General features: G+C 65.6%; 20 protein-coding genes. 2 read left to right on the top strand and 18 right to left on the bottom strand.

Going from position 1 to position 17942, the window contains the following annotated elements:
- Positions 1-15: 15 nt before the first annotated feature.
- From K0F86_RS11035 to K0F86_RS11120, 18 genes are all read right to left on the bottom strand, one after another.
- Positions 16-1188, bottom strand: a complete 1173-nt coding sequence (locus K0F86_RS11035; protein ID WP_219134421.1) for an exo-alpha-sialidase — start codon at positions 1186-1188, stop codon at positions 16-18.
- 114 nt (positions 1189-1302) lie between these two features.
- Positions 1303-1755, bottom strand: coding sequence for a hypothetical protein (locus K0F86_RS11040; protein ID WP_219134422.1), 453 nt, complete (start codon positions 1753-1755; stop codon positions 1303-1305).
- Positions 1736-2851, bottom strand: a complete 1116-nt coding sequence (gene nagA, locus K0F86_RS11045; protein WP_219134423.1) for an N-acetylglucosamine-6-phosphate deacetylase — start codon at positions 2849-2851, stop codon at positions 1736-1738. Before nagA ends, K0F86_RS11040 begins: the two co-directional genes overlap by 20 nt.
- A 68-nt stretch (positions 2852-2919) precedes the next feature.
- Entirely contained in the window at positions 2920-4068 is a 1149-nt protein-coding gene (locus K0F86_RS11050; protein ID WP_219134424.1) for an N-acetylneuraminate epimerase, read from the bottom strand.
- A 38-nt stretch (positions 4069-4106) separates the two neighbouring features.
- A complete protein-coding gene (locus K0F86_RS11055; RefSeq protein ID WP_219134425.1) occupies positions 4107-5246 on the bottom strand; it encodes a porin in 1140 nt (379 codons plus the stop codon).
- A gap of 223 nt (positions 5247-5469) precedes the next feature.
- Positions 5470-6345 carry an ROK family protein gene (locus tag K0F86_RS11060; RefSeq protein WP_219134426.1) on the bottom strand — a complete coding sequence of 292 codons (876 nt, stop codon included), beginning with the start codon at positions 6343-6345 and terminating at the stop codon, positions 5470-5472.
- 1 nt (position 6346) lies between these two features.
- The gene (locus K0F86_RS11065) at positions 6347-7060 is read right to left on the bottom strand and encodes an N-acetylmannosamine-6-phosphate 2-epimerase (RefSeq protein ID WP_219134427.1); all 714 of its coding nucleotides are present in this window, start codon (positions 7058-7060) and stop codon (positions 6347-6349) included.
- Between the two features lie 12 nt (positions 7061-7072).
- Positions 7073-8080, bottom strand: a complete 1008-nt coding sequence (locus K0F86_RS11070; protein WP_219134428.1) for an ABC transporter ATP-binding protein — start codon at positions 8078-8080, stop codon at positions 7073-7075.
- A complete protein-coding gene (locus K0F86_RS11075) occupies positions 8061-9077 on the bottom strand; it encodes an ABC transporter ATP-binding protein (RefSeq protein ID WP_219134429.1) in 1017 nt (338 codons plus the stop codon). Before K0F86_RS11075 ends, K0F86_RS11070 begins: the two co-directional genes overlap by 20 nt.
- 23 nt (positions 9078-9100) lie before the next feature.
- Complete coding sequence (locus K0F86_RS11080) at positions 9101-10021, bottom strand: dihydrodipicolinate synthase family protein (protein ID WP_219134430.1); 921 nt, start codon at positions 10019-10021, stop codon at positions 9101-9103.
- Between the two features lie 2 nt (positions 10022-10023).
- Positions 10024-10881 (bottom strand): ABC transporter permease, encoded by an 858-nt coding sequence (locus K0F86_RS11085; RefSeq protein ID WP_219134431.1) that lies wholly within the window; start codon positions 10879-10881, stop codon positions 10024-10026.
- A gap of 113 nt (positions 10882-10994) precedes the next feature.
- Entirely contained in the window at positions 10995-11948 is a 954-nt protein-coding gene (locus K0F86_RS11090) for an ABC transporter permease (protein WP_219134432.1), read from the bottom strand.
- Positions 11949-12052: 104 nt separating this feature from the next.
- On the bottom strand, positions 12053-13618 hold the full coding sequence (locus tag K0F86_RS11095; RefSeq protein ID WP_219134433.1) for an ABC transporter substrate-binding protein: 1566 nt from the start codon (positions 13616-13618) through the stop codon (positions 12053-12055).
- Between the two features lie 54 nt (positions 13619-13672).
- A complete protein-coding gene (locus K0F86_RS11100; RefSeq protein ID WP_219134434.1) occupies positions 13673-14365 on the bottom strand; it encodes a FadR/GntR family transcriptional regulator in 693 nt (230 codons plus the stop codon).
- Between the two features lie 14 nt (positions 14366-14379).
- Positions 14380-15507: a YjhT family mutarotase gene (locus K0F86_RS11105; RefSeq protein WP_219134435.1), complete on the bottom strand. Its 1128-nt coding sequence runs from the start codon at positions 15505-15507 to the stop codon at positions 14380-14382.
- A gap of 233 nt (positions 15508-15740) precedes the next feature.
- Positions 15741-15989 (bottom strand): DUF3297 family protein, encoded by a 249-nt coding sequence (locus tag K0F86_RS11110; protein ID WP_099763738.1) that lies wholly within the window; start codon positions 15987-15989, stop codon positions 15741-15743.
- Positions 15990-16169: 180 nt separating this feature from the next.
- Entirely contained in the window at positions 16170-16499 is a 330-nt protein-coding gene (locus tag K0F86_RS11115; protein WP_219134436.1) for a hypothetical protein, read from the bottom strand.
- Between the two features lie 207 nt (positions 16500-16706).
- A complete protein-coding gene (locus K0F86_RS11120; protein WP_219134437.1) occupies positions 16707-17108 on the bottom strand; it encodes a GFA family protein in 402 nt (133 codons plus the stop codon).
- 116 nt (positions 17109-17224) lie between these two features.
- Between K0F86_RS11120 and K0F86_RS11125 the strand changes: the two genes are divergently transcribed.
- On the top strand, positions 17225-17605 hold the full coding sequence (locus K0F86_RS11125; RefSeq protein WP_219134438.1) for a hypothetical protein: 381 nt from the start codon (positions 17225-17227) through the stop codon (positions 17603-17605).
- 7 nt (positions 17606-17612) lie between these two features.
- Complete coding sequence (locus K0F86_RS11130) at positions 17613-17942, top strand: hypothetical protein (RefSeq protein ID WP_219134439.1); 330 nt, start codon at positions 17613-17615, stop codon at positions 17940-17942.

Consider the following 17942-nt stretch of genomic DNA (forward strand, 5'->3'; position numbering starts at 1 on the left):
GATGACGCGGTCGCTTCAGGGTGCCGTGATCACCGTAGCGAGCGGTACCTTCATGAAGCGGATGCCGTTGCTGCCGTTTTCATACAGGATGCCGATATTGCCGGCGTCCACTTGCGTCAGGTCGCTGTAGGCGGAGGCGCCCGCCGTGATCAGCAGGGAAAACGGCCAGCTCTGTCCATCGTCCTTGCTGGCGCGCACGGTGAGGTTGTTGCGGCTGGTGGTGGAGGCGGGATTGGCGTGCAACAGATACTGCTTGCCGTTCCAGCCCAGGTTCAGCAAGCTGCCTTCGCACACGGGGTCGATCAGGGTGGTGTTGGCGAAACCGGCGCTGAAATTGGCGCCGCCATCGGAACTGACGGAGACGATGCGCTTGCGCGTGGCGCCGCTCTGGTCGCGGCTGTTGATCATCAGCTGGCTGGTGCTCAATTCGGCCGCCGTCGATTCGTTGGCCGAAGGGTAGCCCGTGTCGTTGCCGATCTGATAGCTGGCGCCATGGTCGTCCGAATAAAACACATAGGCGCGGCCATCCGCGTAGCCCGCCTGCGGCGGCCCGGCCGTGAAGTTGCCCGGCACGACGAGGCGCCCGGAGCGCATCTGCACGCCGTGCCCCGGCCCCATGGCCAGGGTGCGCCAGCCGGCTGCGTTGTTGTAGGGCGCCGCGCCGATCTTCGCCGTCTGCGCCGTGATGTTCGATGGCGCGCTCCACGTCGTGCCGCCATCGGCCGACGTCCGCACCCATTGTTCGCGCACGCCGGCGCCGCCGTTGCGGATCGTGCTTTCGCTGGCATTGCCCGTGTTATAGAAGAGGAACAGCCGCCCGCCAGGGTAGGCGGGATCGAGCGTGTCGAGCACGGGCACCGGGTTGCCTGCTTGCAAGGTGCCATTTGACGCGACCACGGACAGGGCCGACCAGGTCGTGCCGCCGTCCAGGCTTTTCTTCATGACCACCTGGATATTGCCGAAGTCGGCGCAGCCCGATGGGCGGCCTTCCGCGAAGGCGAGGATGGTACCGTTCTGCAATGTCACCACGGCGGGGATACGGTAGCAGCCGTAGCTGGCATCGGCGGCGGGAAATGGCGTGCTGGCGGAAATGGCCGCCTGGGCGACGGGGGCGCTACTCAAGGCCAGGCCCAGGAGGCAGGCGGTAGCCAGGCGATAGATCGATTGAATCGGCAAGACAGTTGACATTGCGGTGATTCCTTTCCCGGAACCGGGCGGCTCGCCAGGTTCCAAACCATCCCGTACTGGGGAAGTCCCGCGCGCCTGACGGGTGGCAGGCGCGCGTCCCGTATTTTTGTCTGCCTAGTCGGCCAGCGGCAGCGCGCGCGGCGCGCTCGCTTCACTGCCATCGGCGACGGCGCGCCAACTGGCGCCCCGGATCGCCCAGGCGCCGGGGATCGTGGCGCTCCAGTGCGTGCTGGCGTAACGGGCGCCAGGTGCCGCCGGCCGCGCCAGGGCGACGCGGCCCAGCGTGCGGCCCGCCGCCTGCAACTCCAGCGCGGGATTTTTCACGTCGACCTGTTCCAGTTCCAGCACGACGGCAATGTCCGTGTAGGTGCGCACGCCCGTGGCGCCCGGATATTCCACGTAGCCGACGCGTAACGGCGTGCGCGCACGCATGGCCGCCGCCACGCTGACGGCGGCCAGCGTCGGGCGTGCCGCGCCGCGCGCGGTGGCCTGTGGCGGCGCGACATCGCCACCGCACGCGGTCAGGACCAGCGCCAGGCTGGCGATATCAAGCGTGCGCCAGTGCAATACGTTCTCCCTCGGCCACCACGCCCTGCAGGGCCAGCTGCTCGTCGACAATGGCGATGTCGGCCCAGGCGCCTGCGCGCAGGCGGCCCCGGTCGGCCACGCCCAGGTAGTCGGCCGGATAGGCGGACAGGCGGCGCGAGGCGTCGGCCAGGTCCAGCCCGACGGAGACGAGGTTGCGCAAGGCCTGATCCATGGTTAAACAGGAACCGGCCAGGGTGCCGTCGGCCAGGCGCACGCCGCCCTGGCATTTGTGCACCGTGTGGGAGCCGAGGCGGTAATCGCCGTCCGCCATGCCGGTGGCGGAAGTCGAATCGGTGACGCAATACAGCTGCGGGATGGCGCGCAGGGCCGCCAGCAGGGCACCCGGATGCACGTGCAGCAGGTCGGGAATGATTTCGGCGTAGCGCGCGTGGGCCAGCGCGGCGCCGACGATGCCGGGCTGGCGGTGGTGCAAGCCCGTCATGGCGTTGAACAGATGGGCAAAGCTGCTGGCGCCGTGGCGCAGGCCGGCCACGCCATCGTCGTAGCTGCCGCTCGTGTGGCCGATCTGCATGCGCACGCCGTCGGCACTCAGCTCGCGGATGATCTCCAGGTGGCCGGCGATTTCCGGCGCGATGGTGATGACGCGGATGGGCGCCAGGCGGCGCAGCCGGCGCAGGCTGTCGATCACGGCAACGCAGGCATGGTCGGGTTGGGCGCCCAGCTTTTCCTGGTTGATGAACGGGCCTTCCAGGTGTACGCCCAGCACGCGGGCGGCGCCCGGCTGACGCGCGCCGCAGGCTTGCCCCAGGCCCGCCAGCACGGCTTCCAGCTCGGCCATCGGTGCCGTCATGGTGGTGGCCAGCAGCGACGTGGTGCCGTGGCGCGCGTGGGCGGCGGCGATACGGGCGCAAGCGTCGCCGCCCTGCATGATGTCGGCGCCGCCGCCGCCATGCACGTGCAGGTCGATGAATCCCGGCAGCAGGGTCGGGCCAGGCGTGCCCGCCCGTTCCTCGATGGCGGCGATGCGCCCGTCCGGCGCCACCGTCAGGGTGCCGCCGATCCAGTGCTCATCGCACAGGATGCGGCCGTGATGTTGCCGGTAAGCTTCAGTCATGATGTTCTTTCTGGTCTGTTCGGAAAGTGGCGCCCGGCGCCGGTGGAGGCCGCGCCGGGCGCCGGCGCTTAGCGCACGATCTGCACGGCCTTGCCATCCCATTGCAGCAGGAAGACGTCCTTGCTGGCGGCGCCGCCGTCGAGTTCACCGCCGATGACCAGTACCCCATCGTCGAGCTGGACGCCGGTGCCGTAGCCCAGGCCCGCCGGCAGCTTGCCCGCGTGCGACCACTTGCCGTCGCGGCGCGCGTAGATATCGTCGCGCCAGGTCTTCTTCAAGCCCTTGTGCGCGTAATTCTGGCCCGCGTCGAACTGCTGCCAGGCGCCGGGGAAGTTGGCGCCGCCGGCCACCAGCAGCACCTTGTTGCTGTAGCCGGCGAACGCTCCCGCCACGCCTTCCTGGCGCGCCGCGCCCGGTGGCGCCGGCAGCTTGCCGCCTTGTTTCCATGTCAGCTTGTCGCCATCGATGAGCACTTCCTTCACCTGCGGCGAACGCAGGCCCGGCTTGATTTCGCCATTCACCATGGTCAGGACCTTGCCTTGCACGGCCACGCCCGCGCCCACGGTGGGCAGCTGCGGATCCGTGCCCAGATTGCGCCACTGGTTGCTGTGCGGGTTATAGCTCATCACCTGCGCCGTCCACAGGTAGTCTTGCGGGCGCTGGTCAAAATAATGCCCGGCGACAACAGCCTGGCGTTCCTTGTTGTCCGCCGCGCCCACGGCGTAGTCCTGGAAGTAGCCGTCGAAGATGGCCTTGTTGACGCCGCCAAAGAAGACGATGTTCTGCTGGTCGACGGAGACCACGCTGGCCGTGAAGATGCCCAGCGGCGCGCGCGTGGGCAACTGGCGCCAGCTATTGGCGGCCGGATCGTAGACATAGGCCGTGTCGAACACGGTCAGGGCCTTGTCCTCGGGCGCGTTCTTGCCCGAGCCGCCGAACAGGTAGACCAGGCCGCCGATGGCAACGGCATTGGCCGCGTCGCGGGGCGCGTCGGGAAACGGCGCCAGCGCCACCCAAGGCGCGCCCGGCTTGCCCGTGTCGAGCGCATACCAGGCCTTGCCGGCCGAACCGAGGCCTGCATAGACGGTGGCGCCGATGCGCGCGCCGGCGCCATTCTTGATGGGGGTGGGGAAATCGGGCCAGCGCGGGGCGGCGCCAGCGGCCTGGGTGGCGGAGAAGGCGAGGCACAACAGCAATGCACAGCTGAGTTTTTTCATGATGGATGGTGTGTAAGGTGGAGGAAAGTGGCCAGCGCTTAGAAATTTGTCGTAAAGCCAGCGCGCAATTCCGTGAACTTGTTGCCGCTGGTATCCCACTTGCGGTAGGTGGGGCGGAGCCAGAACGAGGTCGAACCGCGCGTCAGGCCCAGGTTCATCTTGTAGGCCAGTTCCACGCGCAGCTGCTTGTAGTCGTTGGCGTCGTTGGGGACGGTATCGACCTTGTGGATGATGAACACGGGGCGCAGGTGGAAGTTCGGCGTGACGCTGTACTGGCCGCCCAGGATGATCTCGTTGTCCTTGATGCTGCTGCCGTTAGGACGCTGCGTCTTGTCCTGCACCAGCAGCGCGCGCACCGAGTGCGTACCGAGCGGCACGATGCCACCGATCATGATTTGCGTGGTCTCATACACGCCATCGGCCAGCGGGCTGTTGTCGCTGGTGGCCAGCGCATTTTTCAGGTTCTGCTTTTGCGAGCCATAGTTCAGGTCGATGCGCGCTACGGGATAGTCGAGGCGCGCGCCGAGGATGTAGCCGTTGGCCGCCTTGGTGTTGGGGGCGATGTTCGGTGCCGTCGCCGACACCAGTTTCTCGTCCGTGAAACTGCTGCCGTTCCAGTAAAACTGCGCGCGCAGCGTGGCCACACCCGCCACTTTCGGGCTTGTGTAAGTGAGCGAATTGTCGGCCCAGATGGCGTTCGAGATGCGCGTCAGGCCGGCCGGGTAGCCCTTGCCGGCGCCCGTGCCCAGCTCGCTCATTTCACCGATGTTGCCGCCCGAAGCGTACGGATCGAGCACGTTGATGTAGCTGTCGAGCCATTGGCGGCCGAAACGCACGCTGCCGTAGGCGCTGTTGATGCCGCCCCATGCTTCGCGGTTGCCGAAGGAATTCGTCCAGGCGGGCGTGGCGTCGCCCGTGACCAGTTTGGTCGAAACGAACAGTTCGGCGCTCAGGCCTGAATTGTCGAGCGGCAACACGCTGCCGAAGGCCAGCAGCACGCCGGGATGGCTGCGCTGGCGGTGCTCATTGTCGCCTTGCTCCGTCAAACCCTTGCGATCGCTGATCGAATACTCGAACTGGCCGCTGATATTAATGGGCGGCAGTGTCACCTGCGCCGAGGCTGAAATGGTGCAGGCCGCCAGTGGGATAGCGATGAGCAGGGTGCGCTGAACTTTCATTGACTTCTCCAGTTGTTTGTTACTTTTTTGTTGGAAAGAATTTCAATACATGAGCATTTGGGTGGGTTGCTGCTTGGCTCGAAAATCAGTGTAAAGATATATGATATCTAATGTCAAACAACTTATAAACTTGTTGCTTTTTTGTTCGATCGGGGTGTTTTCAGCGCCGGGGAAAATGGCTGCAGCCCGCATGGTGCGGGCCTTTGCAGCGTTGATGGCAGGCTCAGACAGGGCAGGCGGCCGCCCCCAGCAAGCCCGCATCCGCACCCAGCCTGGCCGCGCTCAGCGGTGGCGGGCAGGGCAAGGGCAAGCCTGCCACCGCCTTGGCGATGCGCGGCAACATGCCGGGCGCCAGCCCGACGCTGCCGCCGATGACGACGGCATCGAGGTCCACGCTCATGTGCAGGCCGGCGATGGCTTCGGCCACCCCCAGCGCCGCCAGGTCGAGGATGGCGGCGGCGCGCGGCTCGGTCGCGGCCAGGGCAAACAGGCCGGCGCTGTCGAGCGGCCGCCCGAATACGGCGCTCGCCTGGCGCGCCAGCGCCGTGCCGGACGCCAGCATTTCCAGGCAGCCCAGCCGTCCGCAGCCACAGGCGACAAGGCCATCGGCGGGTGTCAGCCGGGCCGGCGCGTGGCCCACGTGGCCGGCCAGGCCGTGCGGCCCCGCGCGCAGGCGGTGGTCCAGCACCAGGCCGCCGCCCACCCCGGTCGACAGGGTCAGGAACAGCAGGTTGGCCGGATAAGCGGCCTCGCCCATGTCGCGCCGGGCGCAGTATTCTCCCCACGCGGCCGCCTGGGCGTCGTTGAACAGGGTCACGGGACAGGCGAAGCGTTCGCGCAGCAAGGATTCCAATGGAAAACCATTCCAGAAAGAAATGATGGCGCGGTTCACGGGATACACCTTGCCGCCGTCGACGTAGCCGGTGGTGGCCACGCTGATGCGTTCAGGCGCGGGCCAGCCATCGACCAGCGCATCGATGGCGGCGGCAAATTGCGCTGCGTCAACGGCCATGGGCACTTGCCGCCGCGCGACGATCACGCCGTGGTCCACGAGGGCGGCGGCCAGTTTGGTGCCGCCGATGTCGATAGCCAGCAGCATCTCAGGCCTCGCCCGCGAGCGGCGCGGTGTTCAAGGCGGCGGCGAACCACTGCGTGATGTGCTCGATGCGCGTGATGGCCGAGCCGACCGTGACGCAGCAGGCGCCCGCGCGCAGGCAGTCGGCGGCGTCCTGCGGCGTGCGGATGCGCCCTTCGGCCATCACGCGCACGCCGCACTGCGCCAGCTGGCCGACCAGCGCCGTGTTGGGCCGGTCTTCCGGCAGGTAGGCCGTGTCCTTCGTATAGCCGGACAGGGTCGTGCCCACCAGATCGCAGCCCAGCGCATGGCAGGCCAGGCCGTCTTCCAGGGTGGAGCAGTCGGCCATGGCGGCCTTGCCAGCCGCGCGCACGGCCGCCAGCAGGGTGGTTACGCGCACCGGGCGGGGGCGGTCCGTGCCGTCGAAGGCGATGATGGCGGCGCCCGCTTCTGCCAGCGCATGCACGTCCTCGATGTAAGGCGTGATGCGCACGGGGCTGTCGGCCAGGTCGCGCTTGACGATGCCGATGATGACGGCCTGCGGCAAGGCTTGCGCCACGGCGCGCACGTGTTCCACGCCTTCGATGCGCAGGGCCGTGGCGCCGCCGTCCATGGCGGCGCGCGCCATGGCGACGATGATGGCGGGGCTGTCCATGGGGCTGTCGTCGAGCGGCTGGCACGATACGACGAGGCCACCTTGCAGGCGGCTCAATAGGGAGGTGGGATGCAGATCAGTCATGGGGTGGTTCGCTCAAGCGTGGATGGGGGACGGCGCCAGCAGCAGGCAGGCGGCGTCGTGGTTGGGTTCGATGCTGCGCAGGGGCGGCACTTGTTGCCGGCAGGCCGGCTGGGCTTGCGGGCAGCGCGTGTGGAAGACGCAGCCCGGTGGCGGCGCCAGCGGACTGGGGATTTCTCCGCCCAGCACGTCCTCGGGCGCCATGCGGCAGCCGGGGTCGGCGGCCGGCGAGCTCTTCCACAGGGCCCGCGTGTACGGGTGCGCGCCGCCCGTGGCGATGGCCGAGCGCGGCGCCGCTTCCATCAGGCGGCCCAGGTACAGCACCAGCACGCGGTCGCACATGGCTTGCACCATGGGCAGGTCGTGCGAAATGAAAATGATGGACAGGCCAAACTGTTGCTGCAAGTCCAGCAGCAAATTGATGATCTGCGCCTTGACGGAGGCGTCCAGCGCGGCGACGGCTTCATCGGCGATCAGCACCTTCGGCTTCAGGGCCAGGGCGCGGGCAATCACCACGCGCTGTTTCTGGCCGCCCGACAATTCATGCGGATAGCGGCGCAGCGCCGTGACGGGCAAGCCCACCACGTCCAGCAGGCGGGTGATCTCGGCCAGCTGCTCTTCCTTGCTGCCGCGCCGGTGCAAAATAAATGGTTCGCGCAGGCACTGTTCGATGGTCAGGCGGGGGTTCAGGCTGGCGTTCGGGTCCTGGAACACCATCTGCACTTCGCCGCACAGCCGGCGCAGGGCCTCGCCCCGGTAGCTGGACAGCGGCTGGCCTTCGTAGCGGATCTGTCCGCTGTCCTGGCGCAGCAGCTGCATCGCCAGCTTCGCCAGGGTCGACTTGCCGCTGCCCGACTCGCCCACGATGCCCAGCACTTCACCGCGGCGCAGGCCGAAGCTCACGTCCTGCACGGCTTTCACGGACTGGCGCTTGCCCAGGAATCCCGCGCGGCTGTGGAAAGCCACGCCCACGTGCTCGAAGGACAGAATTTCGGTGCCTGTTTCATGCGATGGCGGCTTCATGCACGCTCCCTGTTGTAATAGTTGCAAAATGGCAGCGCACCTGCTGCCCCGGCGCCACCGTGCGCAGCGCGGGCACCTCGCTGGTGCAGCGCACCTGCACCAGGGGGCAGCGGCCCGCGAAGCGGCAGCCGGCAGGTTCGCCATACACGGTTTCCACCTGGCCCGGAATGCCGCTCAAACGTCCGCCCTGGCCGGGACGGGGCACGGCGGCCAGCAAGCCCTGCGTGTACGGATGGGCCGGCTGGCGGAACAGGTCGGCCGTGGCCGCCGTTTCCATCAGCTGCCCGCCATACATCACGGCGACCCGGTCCGCCACCTGCGCCACCACGCCCATGTCGTGCGTAATGAAGAGCACGCCCATGCCCACTTCCTGCTGCAGTTGCTTGAGCAGGCGCAAGATCTGGGCCTGGATCGTCACGTCGAGCGCCGTCGTCGGTTCATCGGCGATCAGCACCTGCGGCTTGCAGGCCAGGGCCATGGCGATCATCACGCGCTGGCGCATGCCACCCGACAACTGGTGCGGATACTGGCGCGCCCGTACCTCGGGCGCGGAAATGCCCACCAGGCGCAGCAGCTCGACGGCGCGTTCCTGTGCCGCCTTCCTGCCGCACACGCCATGCACCGTCATGGCCTCGGCGATCTGCCTGCCCACCTGCTGCAGGGGATTGAGCGAGGTCATCGGCTCCTGGAAAATCATGCCCATCTGGTTGCCGCGCACGGCCTGGCGCGCTTGCGGCGCCAGGCCCAGCACGTCGAAGCGGCTGCCGTCGGCCGCCGTCAGCCAGGCCTGGCCTTCGATGGTGGCGCGGCTGGACAGCAGTCCCATCAGCGAAAACGAGGTGACCGACTTGCCACAGCCCGATTCGCCCACGATGGCCAGCGTTTCGCCGCGCCGCAGCGAGAACGAGAGGCCGTTGACGGCCTTGACGACGCCCGCGGGCGTCGGGAACGATGTCGTCAGCCCCTGCACATCGAGCAATACTTCAGCATCGGTCATCACATCTCCTTGCTATATTGAAATCAGAGCAGACCGGCGGCCGCGACGATGGCGCGCACGCGCTCGACGGCCGCGTCCGGCAGCAAGCGGTTCGGTTTGCTCATCAAACGGTTGTCGATGATGCCCATCAGCTGCATGGCCGTCTTGAATCCGCCCACGCCCGAGGCGTTCGGGCTGGTGTAGGGCACGCCGTGGAAGACGATGTCGAACAGGGCGATCAGGCGTTCCTGTTCGGCGCGCGCGCCTTCCCAGTCGCCGGCGCGGGCCCGCTCGTACAGGCGCACGTAGCCGGCCGGATCGACGTTGCCCAGGCCAGGCACGCAGCCGTGGGCGCCGCCCAGCAAGGCGTAGTCGACCGTCGTTTCGGAACCCGTCAGGATGGCGAAATCCGGGGCATCGGCGAAGTCGCGCATCAGCATGCGCATGTTGCCGTCGTCGCCGCTGCTGTCCTTGACGGCGCAGATCAGGCCTTCGTCGTACATGGCGCGCAGGGTTTCACGGCTCAACTTGCTGTGCACGCAGACGGGAATGTCATAGGCGATGATGGGCAGGTCGACGGCTTGCTGGATGTAGCGGAAATGGTCGATGGTTTCGGCGGGGCTGGTGCGCGTGTAGAACGGCGCCGTCACCACCAGGCCTTGCACGCCCAGTTCCTTGGCCACCTTCGCGTGTTCGATGCAGCGCTCGGTGGTCGGGTCGATCACGCCGGCCACCAGCGGCACGGCGCCGGCCGTCTCGTCGACGGCGATGCGGATGGCTTCGGCGCGCTGGGCGCCATTGAGGAAAATCACTTCGCTGGTCGAACCCATCAGGAACAAGCCGTGCACGCCGCCATCGATCAGGTGGCGGATCACGCGCCGCAGCGAGCGTTCATCGATCTTGCCCTGCGGGTCCAGCGGCGTGACGACGGGAGGGATGATGCCGTGTAATTTCAATGCTGACATGATTATTCCTTGCTATGTTTAGGGTCAAAGGCCTGGCGCAAGCCATCGCCGATAAAGTTGGCGGCCAGGGCGGTAACAACGATCAGCACGCCAGAGGGGAGCCAGATCCACGGGTATTGCTTGAGAACGGAAGCCTCCCGCGCAATACTGATCAGGCTGCCCCAGCTGGCGTCCGGCAATTGCACGCCCAGACCGAGAAAACTCAGTCCCGCTTCGGCCATGATGGCCGAGACGAAACCAAGGGAAGCGAACACCGCCAGCACATCGATCGTGTTGGGCAGGCAGTGCTTGAAAATCAGGTAGGTGTGGCCGGCGCCCAGGGTGCGCGCGGCGGCGACGAATTCCATTTCGCGGATGCTCATGATGCGGGCCCGCACCAGGCGGCAGGCCAGCGGCCAGGACAGCAAGCCGATGACGATCACCGTCTTGCCCGTGCCTGAACCGAGCACGGCGGCCAGGGTCATCAGCACGATGACGGGCGGGAAGGTCATCACCATGTCGACGAAGCGCATGGTGAGATTGTCGATCCAGCCGCCGAAGTAGCCGGCGATGGCGCCCAGGAAGGTGCCGATGACGAGGGCCAGAGCGACGCTGGACACCCCCACGGCCAGCGAGATGCGCCCGGCCGCCAGGGTGCGGGCCAGCATGTCGCGGCCCGTCTGGTCCGTGCCCAGCCAGTGCTGGCGCGACGGCGCCTGCAGCGCGGCGCCCAGGTCGATGGCGTTCGGGTCATAGGAAAACAGCAGGCCGGAGGCGGCGCACAGCACGGCGATCAGCACGAACAGGCACAGGCCGGCGAAGGCTATCTTGCTGGAGCGAAATTGCTTCCAGCGCGAGGGCGGGAGGGGAGCTTGCGTCATAAATATCCTCTTGGTTGTATCTTGTTTTTTATAACTTTCCTGGCGCGGCGGGACGCACGGGTCCCGGCCCCGCCTGTCGCCAGGGGGCATTGCCGGTTAACTGTGCTGTGTGGCTACTTCAGGGTGATGCGCGGGTCGATCCAGGAATACACGACATCAGTCAGCATGTTGACGGCGAGAATGGCCAACGAGACGAACAGGGCGATGCCCATGATCAGCGGATAGTCGCGGCTTTCGATGGCGTCGAGGAACAGCATGCCCATGCCCGGCCAGGAAAACACCGTCTCGACGAACACGGCGCCGCCGATCAGGCCGCCAAAGCTGGCGCCGATCACGGTGACGATGGGGACCAGTGTATTGGGCAGCGCGTGGCGCAGCATCACGCGGTTCGGGCTGACGCCCTTGGCGATGGCCGTGCGGATGTAGTCCTGGTTCAGGGTGTCGAGCAGCCCGGCCCGCGTATAGCGCATGGTGATGGCGATGAACTGCACCGACAGCACACAGGCCGGCAGGGCCAGGTGGTACGCAATGTCGGCCACGCTCTCGTCGCCCGGATTGCTGTAGCCGCCGCTGGGAAACCAGCCCAGCTGCAGCGAAAACACATACATGCCGACGATGCCGACCAAAAAGGCGGGGCTGCTGATGGCGACGTAGGCGAACAGCGACAGCACGTGGTCCAGCTTGCCATTTGCGCGGCGCGCCGAGACCACGCCGAGGATAATGCCCAGCACGGAGCCCAGCGCCAGGCCCGACAGGGCCAGCAGCAGGGTGGGCGCCACCCGGCTGGCGATCTCATCAACTACGCGGGCGCCATCCTTGTAGCGGTAGCCCAGGTCGCCGCCGGCCGTTTGCTTGAGCCACAGCGCGAAGCGCACGGGCACGGAACGGTCCAGGCCCAAGGTATGGCGCAGTTGCTCTTTCTGCACGTCCGTCAAGGCCTGGCTGGGTGGCACGAAGGCGTCGACGGGATCGCCCGGCGCCATGTTGACCAGCACGAAGACGGTGGCCAAAATGGCCAGCAGGGTAGGGATGTTGACCAGCAAGCGATTCACGAGGTACTTGAACATGTTTCTTCCAGGCGGCATGGCCCCCTGCCTTCTCAGCTATGCAAAAACCGGCGGGCCGTGGCCCGCCATCGGGATGACGTGTGACGGTGAGGGTGGGCTGCCGCTCAGCGCAGCTGCCACAGCTCCGGCTTGTCCTGGTAGCGTCCGCCGGCCGGGGCCGGGGTCCAGATCATGTTCTCGACATTCTTGGCGAAGCCGCCGTAGCGGTTGGCGCTCCACAGGGGGATCCAGGGCAGCTGTGCATTCGTGATGCCGCAGGCGTCGCGGTACAGGGCCGTGCGCTTGGCGTCGTCCGTTTCCAGCTGGCCCGCGTCGAGCAGGGCATCGAGCTGCGGCAGCTTGACGCGCATGCGGTTCACGCCCTTCGGCGGCGCGTACGACGAGTGCAGCATCGGCGTCAGCGCGCCGGGGTCGGGGCCCACGCCGCCGCCAGCGAAGACCATGCTGAAGCGGTTGGCATCGACCAGCTGGCCGTAAGTCGGGCTGTCGACGAAGCGCGGCTTGATGTTGACGCCCACTTGCGCCAGCATCGATTGCAGGCTGGCGATGACATCCTTCGATACCTGGTCGTTGTAGTAGGTGAGCAGTTCCACGGGCTGGCCCTTGCTCAGCTGCTCCCAGTTGGCGGCCGCCAGCAGGGTTTTCGCCTTGGCGACATTCGTTTCATATTTGTCCAGCTTGGCCGGCTGGAATTTCGGCAGGGTCAGCGCGCAGTTGGCGATAGTGGCGCTGTTGTTGTAGATGCTCTTGACGATGGCGGGCCTGTCGATGGCGTACAGGATGGCCTGGCGCACGCGCAGGTCCTGGAAGCGCGGGTCGCTGTGGTTCACGCCCAGGTAGTTGAGCACGTGGGACGGGCCGGAAATCACATTGAAAGCCTTGCTGGCCTGGTTTTCCTTGACCTGGTCCATCGTCAGGTAGGTAAACTGGATTTCGTTCGAGGCCAGGGCCAGGGCGGCCGCGCTGGCATCCTTGAAATAGCGGTTGATCAGCTTGTCCAGCTTCGGCTTGCCGCGGTAGTAATCGGCATTCGCCGTCAGTTCCACGTACTGGTCGGGCAGGTATTTGCTCCATTTGAACGGCCCCGTGCCCACGGGCGTTTTCCACCAGGCGGCATTGCGCAATTCCGTGATCGGCACGCTCATCAACAGATGCCGGGGCACGATCATGATGCTGGTAAAGGCGTCGGGCAAGGTCACGTCGGGGCGCGCCAGCTCGATGATCACGGTGTTCGCGTCCGGCACCTTGACGGCGCTGACGTCGGCCAGGCGCGGGGCAAACACGCTGGCCAGCTCGGGGCTGCGGATCAGGTCGAGGGTGAATTTGACGTCGGCCGAGGTGAACGGCTTGCCGTCGTGCCACTTGACGTCCTTGCGCAGTTTCAGGGTCAGGGTCTTGCCATCCTTGGCATACGTCCAACTGTCGGCCAGGTCACCCGAGATCTTTTGCAGGCTGACGTCGTACAGGGTCAGGGTGGAGAAATACTTGTTATAGAAGCTGAAGCCTGCGGCCGCCGTCAACGGATTGAATTTCTGCGCATTGCCGGACGGACCCACGTCGAAGGCGCCGACGAAGACCTGGTCGGCAGCCTGCGCGGCTCCCGACAGGCAGGTGAAAACGGCGAAGGCCGCGGGGAGCAGATACTTGACGGAAGGACGGGACGCAAACATGGATTTCTAACCTCTATGTGATGAACAAAAAAAGGTGACGCCGCTTGTTGCTGGCTAGGCGGTGTCTTTCGGGTAACGCTTGAAGATGGAATCGAAATGCTGGGTATAGGCGTGCATCAGACCAGCCTCATCCTTGTTTTCCAGCATTTCGACGATGGCGATATGGTCGCGCGCCGTCGCTTCCATGGCCCAGGGATCGAGCTGGGCGGCCATGGACGCCTTGTGCATATTGTTGAAGACGTTCCAGAACAGGTCGATCAGGGCCAGCAGGAATCGGTTGTTCAGGCACGAATACATTTCCGCATGGAAGGCACGGTCCTCGGCGGGGAAGGTTTCCTGCCGCAGCGCCTTTTCCAGCATGCTGTCGGCCAGTCCGCGCAGCACGGCGATGCTTTGCGGCGTGATGTTTTTCACCACCGAGGGAATCGCGCCGATTTCCAGATAGGTGCGCACGTACAGCAAGTCCGTGATCTGGTCGTCATTGGCGACCATGGAATAGGGCAGGTTGTCGAGGATGGAATCAAAGGAAAAGGCCTTGACGAAGATGCCTTCGCCGTGGCGCGATTCGATCACGCCCAGCGATTCGAGCGCCTTGACGGCTTCGCGCAGGCTGGGGCGGCTCATGTTGAGCTCCTCGGCCATGCGCGCTTCGGGCGGCAGGGCGTCGTTCGCCTTCAGGTTGTTCTGCTCGATGAATTCCTTGATTTTCACTTGCGCGTGGCGGTAAGCCGGTATCTTTGTGACCATTGTTTTCTCACTAATTAAGCAGGGTACGACACGGTATCACGGCCGGGACAATTCGATAACGTTATTGCCAAGGTTTCCAGGGTGGCAGCGCCGGCGTCGCTATCGCCGCCCACCAGCAGCAGGCTGTCGCCCACCTGAAAGGACAGGCCATGCGCGCGCGGCGCCGGCAGCAGGCCCAGCTGGCACCATCGCCGCCCGTCGAAGCCGTAGAGTTCGCGGCACCAGGTCTTGGCCAGGCCCGCATGGGCGTGCAGTTGCTGCTGAGCATAATTGGCGTTGGCGCCCGTGAAATGCGTGCCGCCGGCGAGGACGGGCACGCCGGCGCACAGGCCGCCGAACGCCGCGGCCACGCCTTCCTGCGGCACGCCGGGCGCCATCTCCGGCAAGGCGAACTGCTCCCAGCCGCCGCCATCCTGGCGCGCATGCCAGGTCAGCGGCGTGCGCAGGCCCGGCTTGATTTCGCCGCTGGCGACGACGGCCGCGCCTGCCGCATCGATGGCGACGGCGCCGCAGGTGCCCGCAAACGGCAGCAATCCTTCATCCTGCAATGTGCCGTTGCGCGGGTCGAAACGCCATTGATGGCGGTTCCACGCGAAGGCGGCCACGGGGCGGGCCATGTAGGCGCGCAGCAACTGGGGCCGTTCGGCCTCGCTGGCGGCCGCATGGGCGCGGCAAAAGTCGTCGAACTGGGCGCGGTGGTAGCCGCCGAAGAGCACGATGCTGCCGTCCGCTTGCGCCAGCGCCGAGGCGCCTAGCAAGCCCAGCGGCAGTAGCAGGTCCAGCGGCTGCCAGACATCAAGCTGGATGTCGTAGCGCCATACGGCGTCGGACTGGCGGGCGCTGTGGCCGGCGGGAGTGACGGCGCCACCAAACACGTAGAGGGACTGGCCGCTGGCCGCGCAGGCGGCGCCAGCAGGGGCGGCGGCGGGAAAGTCCGCCATGCGCCGCCAGCCAGTCGTGCGCCGGGCCGTGTCGAGGCGATACCAGGCGCCGCCAGCGCTGCCCAGGCCCGCATACAGCATGCCGCCGATGGCGGCGCCGGCCGCTTCGCGCAAGGGCACGGGGAAGGCCGGCCAGCTATGGTCGAACTGCAGGTCGAACGGCGCGGTCAGTGTTGTAGCGGCTGGCTGTAGCATGTGCATGTACTCGGCTGGGCTGTTGCGGTTCGAATGACTGAACCGATGCAGCAAGTATTGCAGAGTAAGATATCAGATGTCAAACAACTTGTTTGGCTAAATGAAAAAAGTTGTGAAAAAGTTGCAGCGAGGTGAAAGGGTGCAGGTGGCTGCGGGGGGAAGGAGGAAAAAGCGGGCGAAAAAAGCAGCAGGGGAAAACGCCGGCCAGCACGCATGGCGCCTGGCCGGAGCGGCAAGTCTTAGCGGTAGAACGCTTCGACCTTGCCATTCAATTTGATTTGCAAAGGACGGCCGCGGCGGTCCAGCGACTTGGTGGAAGCGACCTTGATCCAGCGTTCGCTGATGCAATATTCTTCCACGTCAAGACGTTCCTTGTCGTTGAAGCGGATGCCGACGTCGTTCTCGAACACGGCTGCAACGTGGTAAGGGCTGCTAGGGTCGATCGACAGGCGATCGGGCAATGGGGGTAAGGTGGTGGTATCGTTCATGGGCGTAATTATCGCCCAGAATGCCGATCCAGACAACGGCCTTTCGACGCCGCCTGTTGGGCGGGCCGTGAAATGGCACGCATTGCCGTACTGCACCTATGAGCCGGCACGGCAATGCCGCACCGGCCCATGCTGCAGCCGAGTCCCCGCAGATTTTCCTGTAATCACACGACCCGGCAATCAGGATTTATCGTCATTCTTGTGGCTTTGACGTCCCGCTTCCACCTGCTGCTCATGCGTGCCGCCGCGTGAACCGGCGCCGGAACCCGCTTGTTCACTGCCGCTGCTTTTGCCTTGGCCAGATTGCTGCGAGCCCGATTGCTTGTCGCCGTCATTCTTGTGGCTTTGGCGGCCCGCCTCGACATGCTGCTCGTGCGTGCCGCCTTGGGTGCTACCGGATGACTGGCGGGTGCCGGACTGCTTGTCCGACTGCTGCTTGTCCGACTGCTGATTGCCCGATTGCTGTTTGTTCGACTGGTTACCGCTTTTGTCGTTGCTGTTTGAAGTCATGATCGTTACCCCTATGGTTAGTCTGCGCCACCATCCGCGCCAAAGATGGCGTGAGGATGGATAAGAATGCTGCTGCCTGGCCTCCGGCGCCGTGCAGCACCGGTGAGGCCATTTTCGCTGCCTGACGTTGGCTTAACCATAGGGACACTACCTGTCGCCACGTAGGAAAACTCCGTAATGCGTGACAACCATTTCTGCATTGCATTTTTACAGATGCCGCGTTTCCTGCGGCGGCGTGTGCCACTCGTCATGCCAGCCATCGACAAAGGTGACGGGCACCTGGGCCAGTTCGGCCACAGAGGCATCGTCGAGGCAGTTCACGCCGATGCCGACAAACGGGCCGCCGCGCGGTGAATCGCCATGGCCAAACGGCCGCACGCCGCAATGGCGGCAAAAATAATGGCGCTCGCGGCCGGCGCCGAAGCGGTATTCGCTCAAAGCCCCTTCGCCGGACAGCAGGCGGAAGGCTGAGGGCGGCACCTGGCTGGCCCAGCAGCGGATTTTCAGGCAATAGGAACAATTGCAGCGCAGGCTGGGCGCCGCCAGGTCGATCTCGGCCGCGAAGCGCACGGCGCCGCAGTGGCAACTGCCATGGTAGGTTTTTTTCATCGTGGCCCACTTTACAGGCTTGCCGTACTGTCATGCAACTGCCGGCATGGCGATCGTGCGGCATCGGCCAGGCCGCGCACTATAATGGCGCCTGTTCAAGAGAGAGGAGTGGCAGCATGGAAATGCGCATGACCGACAGCCTGCGGCAACAGGCATATGCACAGGCGGCCGCCTTCGTGCGCACGCTCGACCGGCGCGACCCGCTTGCGCTGCAACGCAACTGGTCGCTGTCGCCGGGCGTGGCCGACGAGATCATCGAGATGCTCGACAGCTATTTTGCGGCGAACCAGGCGCTGTCCCTGGCGCCGCTGGCCGAGGCCTTCGTGCCGGGCCAGGGCGGGCGTTGCGCCGTCGACGTGTATGCCACCGATTGCGGGCCGCTGGGTCTGGAATGCCGGTTGCTGGCCGATGGCAGGCCGGGCGAAGCGACCTTGCACCTGGAAATATCCGGCCACGAGGGCGCGCTGCGCCTGCATTACCAATATATCGGATCCTGAGAGCGGCATGACTGAACTGATCAGCGGAACACAACAGCGCATCTGCGACAAATTCGGCTTGCCGGCGCAAGCGCCCGAGCCCATGGTGGCCCTGGCCATCGGCAGCCTGGAGCAATCTCCCATCTATGGCACGCGTATCAACCTGCCGGAGAACGGCACCATCAGCTGGTTCATCCATTGCGGCGAGCACAGCGAAGCACTCGATTTTTACCAGCCCCTGCATGCGGCCCACCTGCGCGAGATGCTGCCGCAAGTGCTCGACTACCTGGCCTTGCCCAGCGGCGCCCGGTTCATCCTCGACCGCGAAGGCTACGAGGATGTGTGGCAGGAAGCCTGA

Origin of the sequence: Janthinobacterium sp. UMAB-60 (assembly GCF_900095235.1) — a bacterium.
Taxonomy (GTDB): Bacteria; Pseudomonadota; Gammaproteobacteria; order Burkholderiales; family Burkholderiaceae_D; genus Janthinobacterium.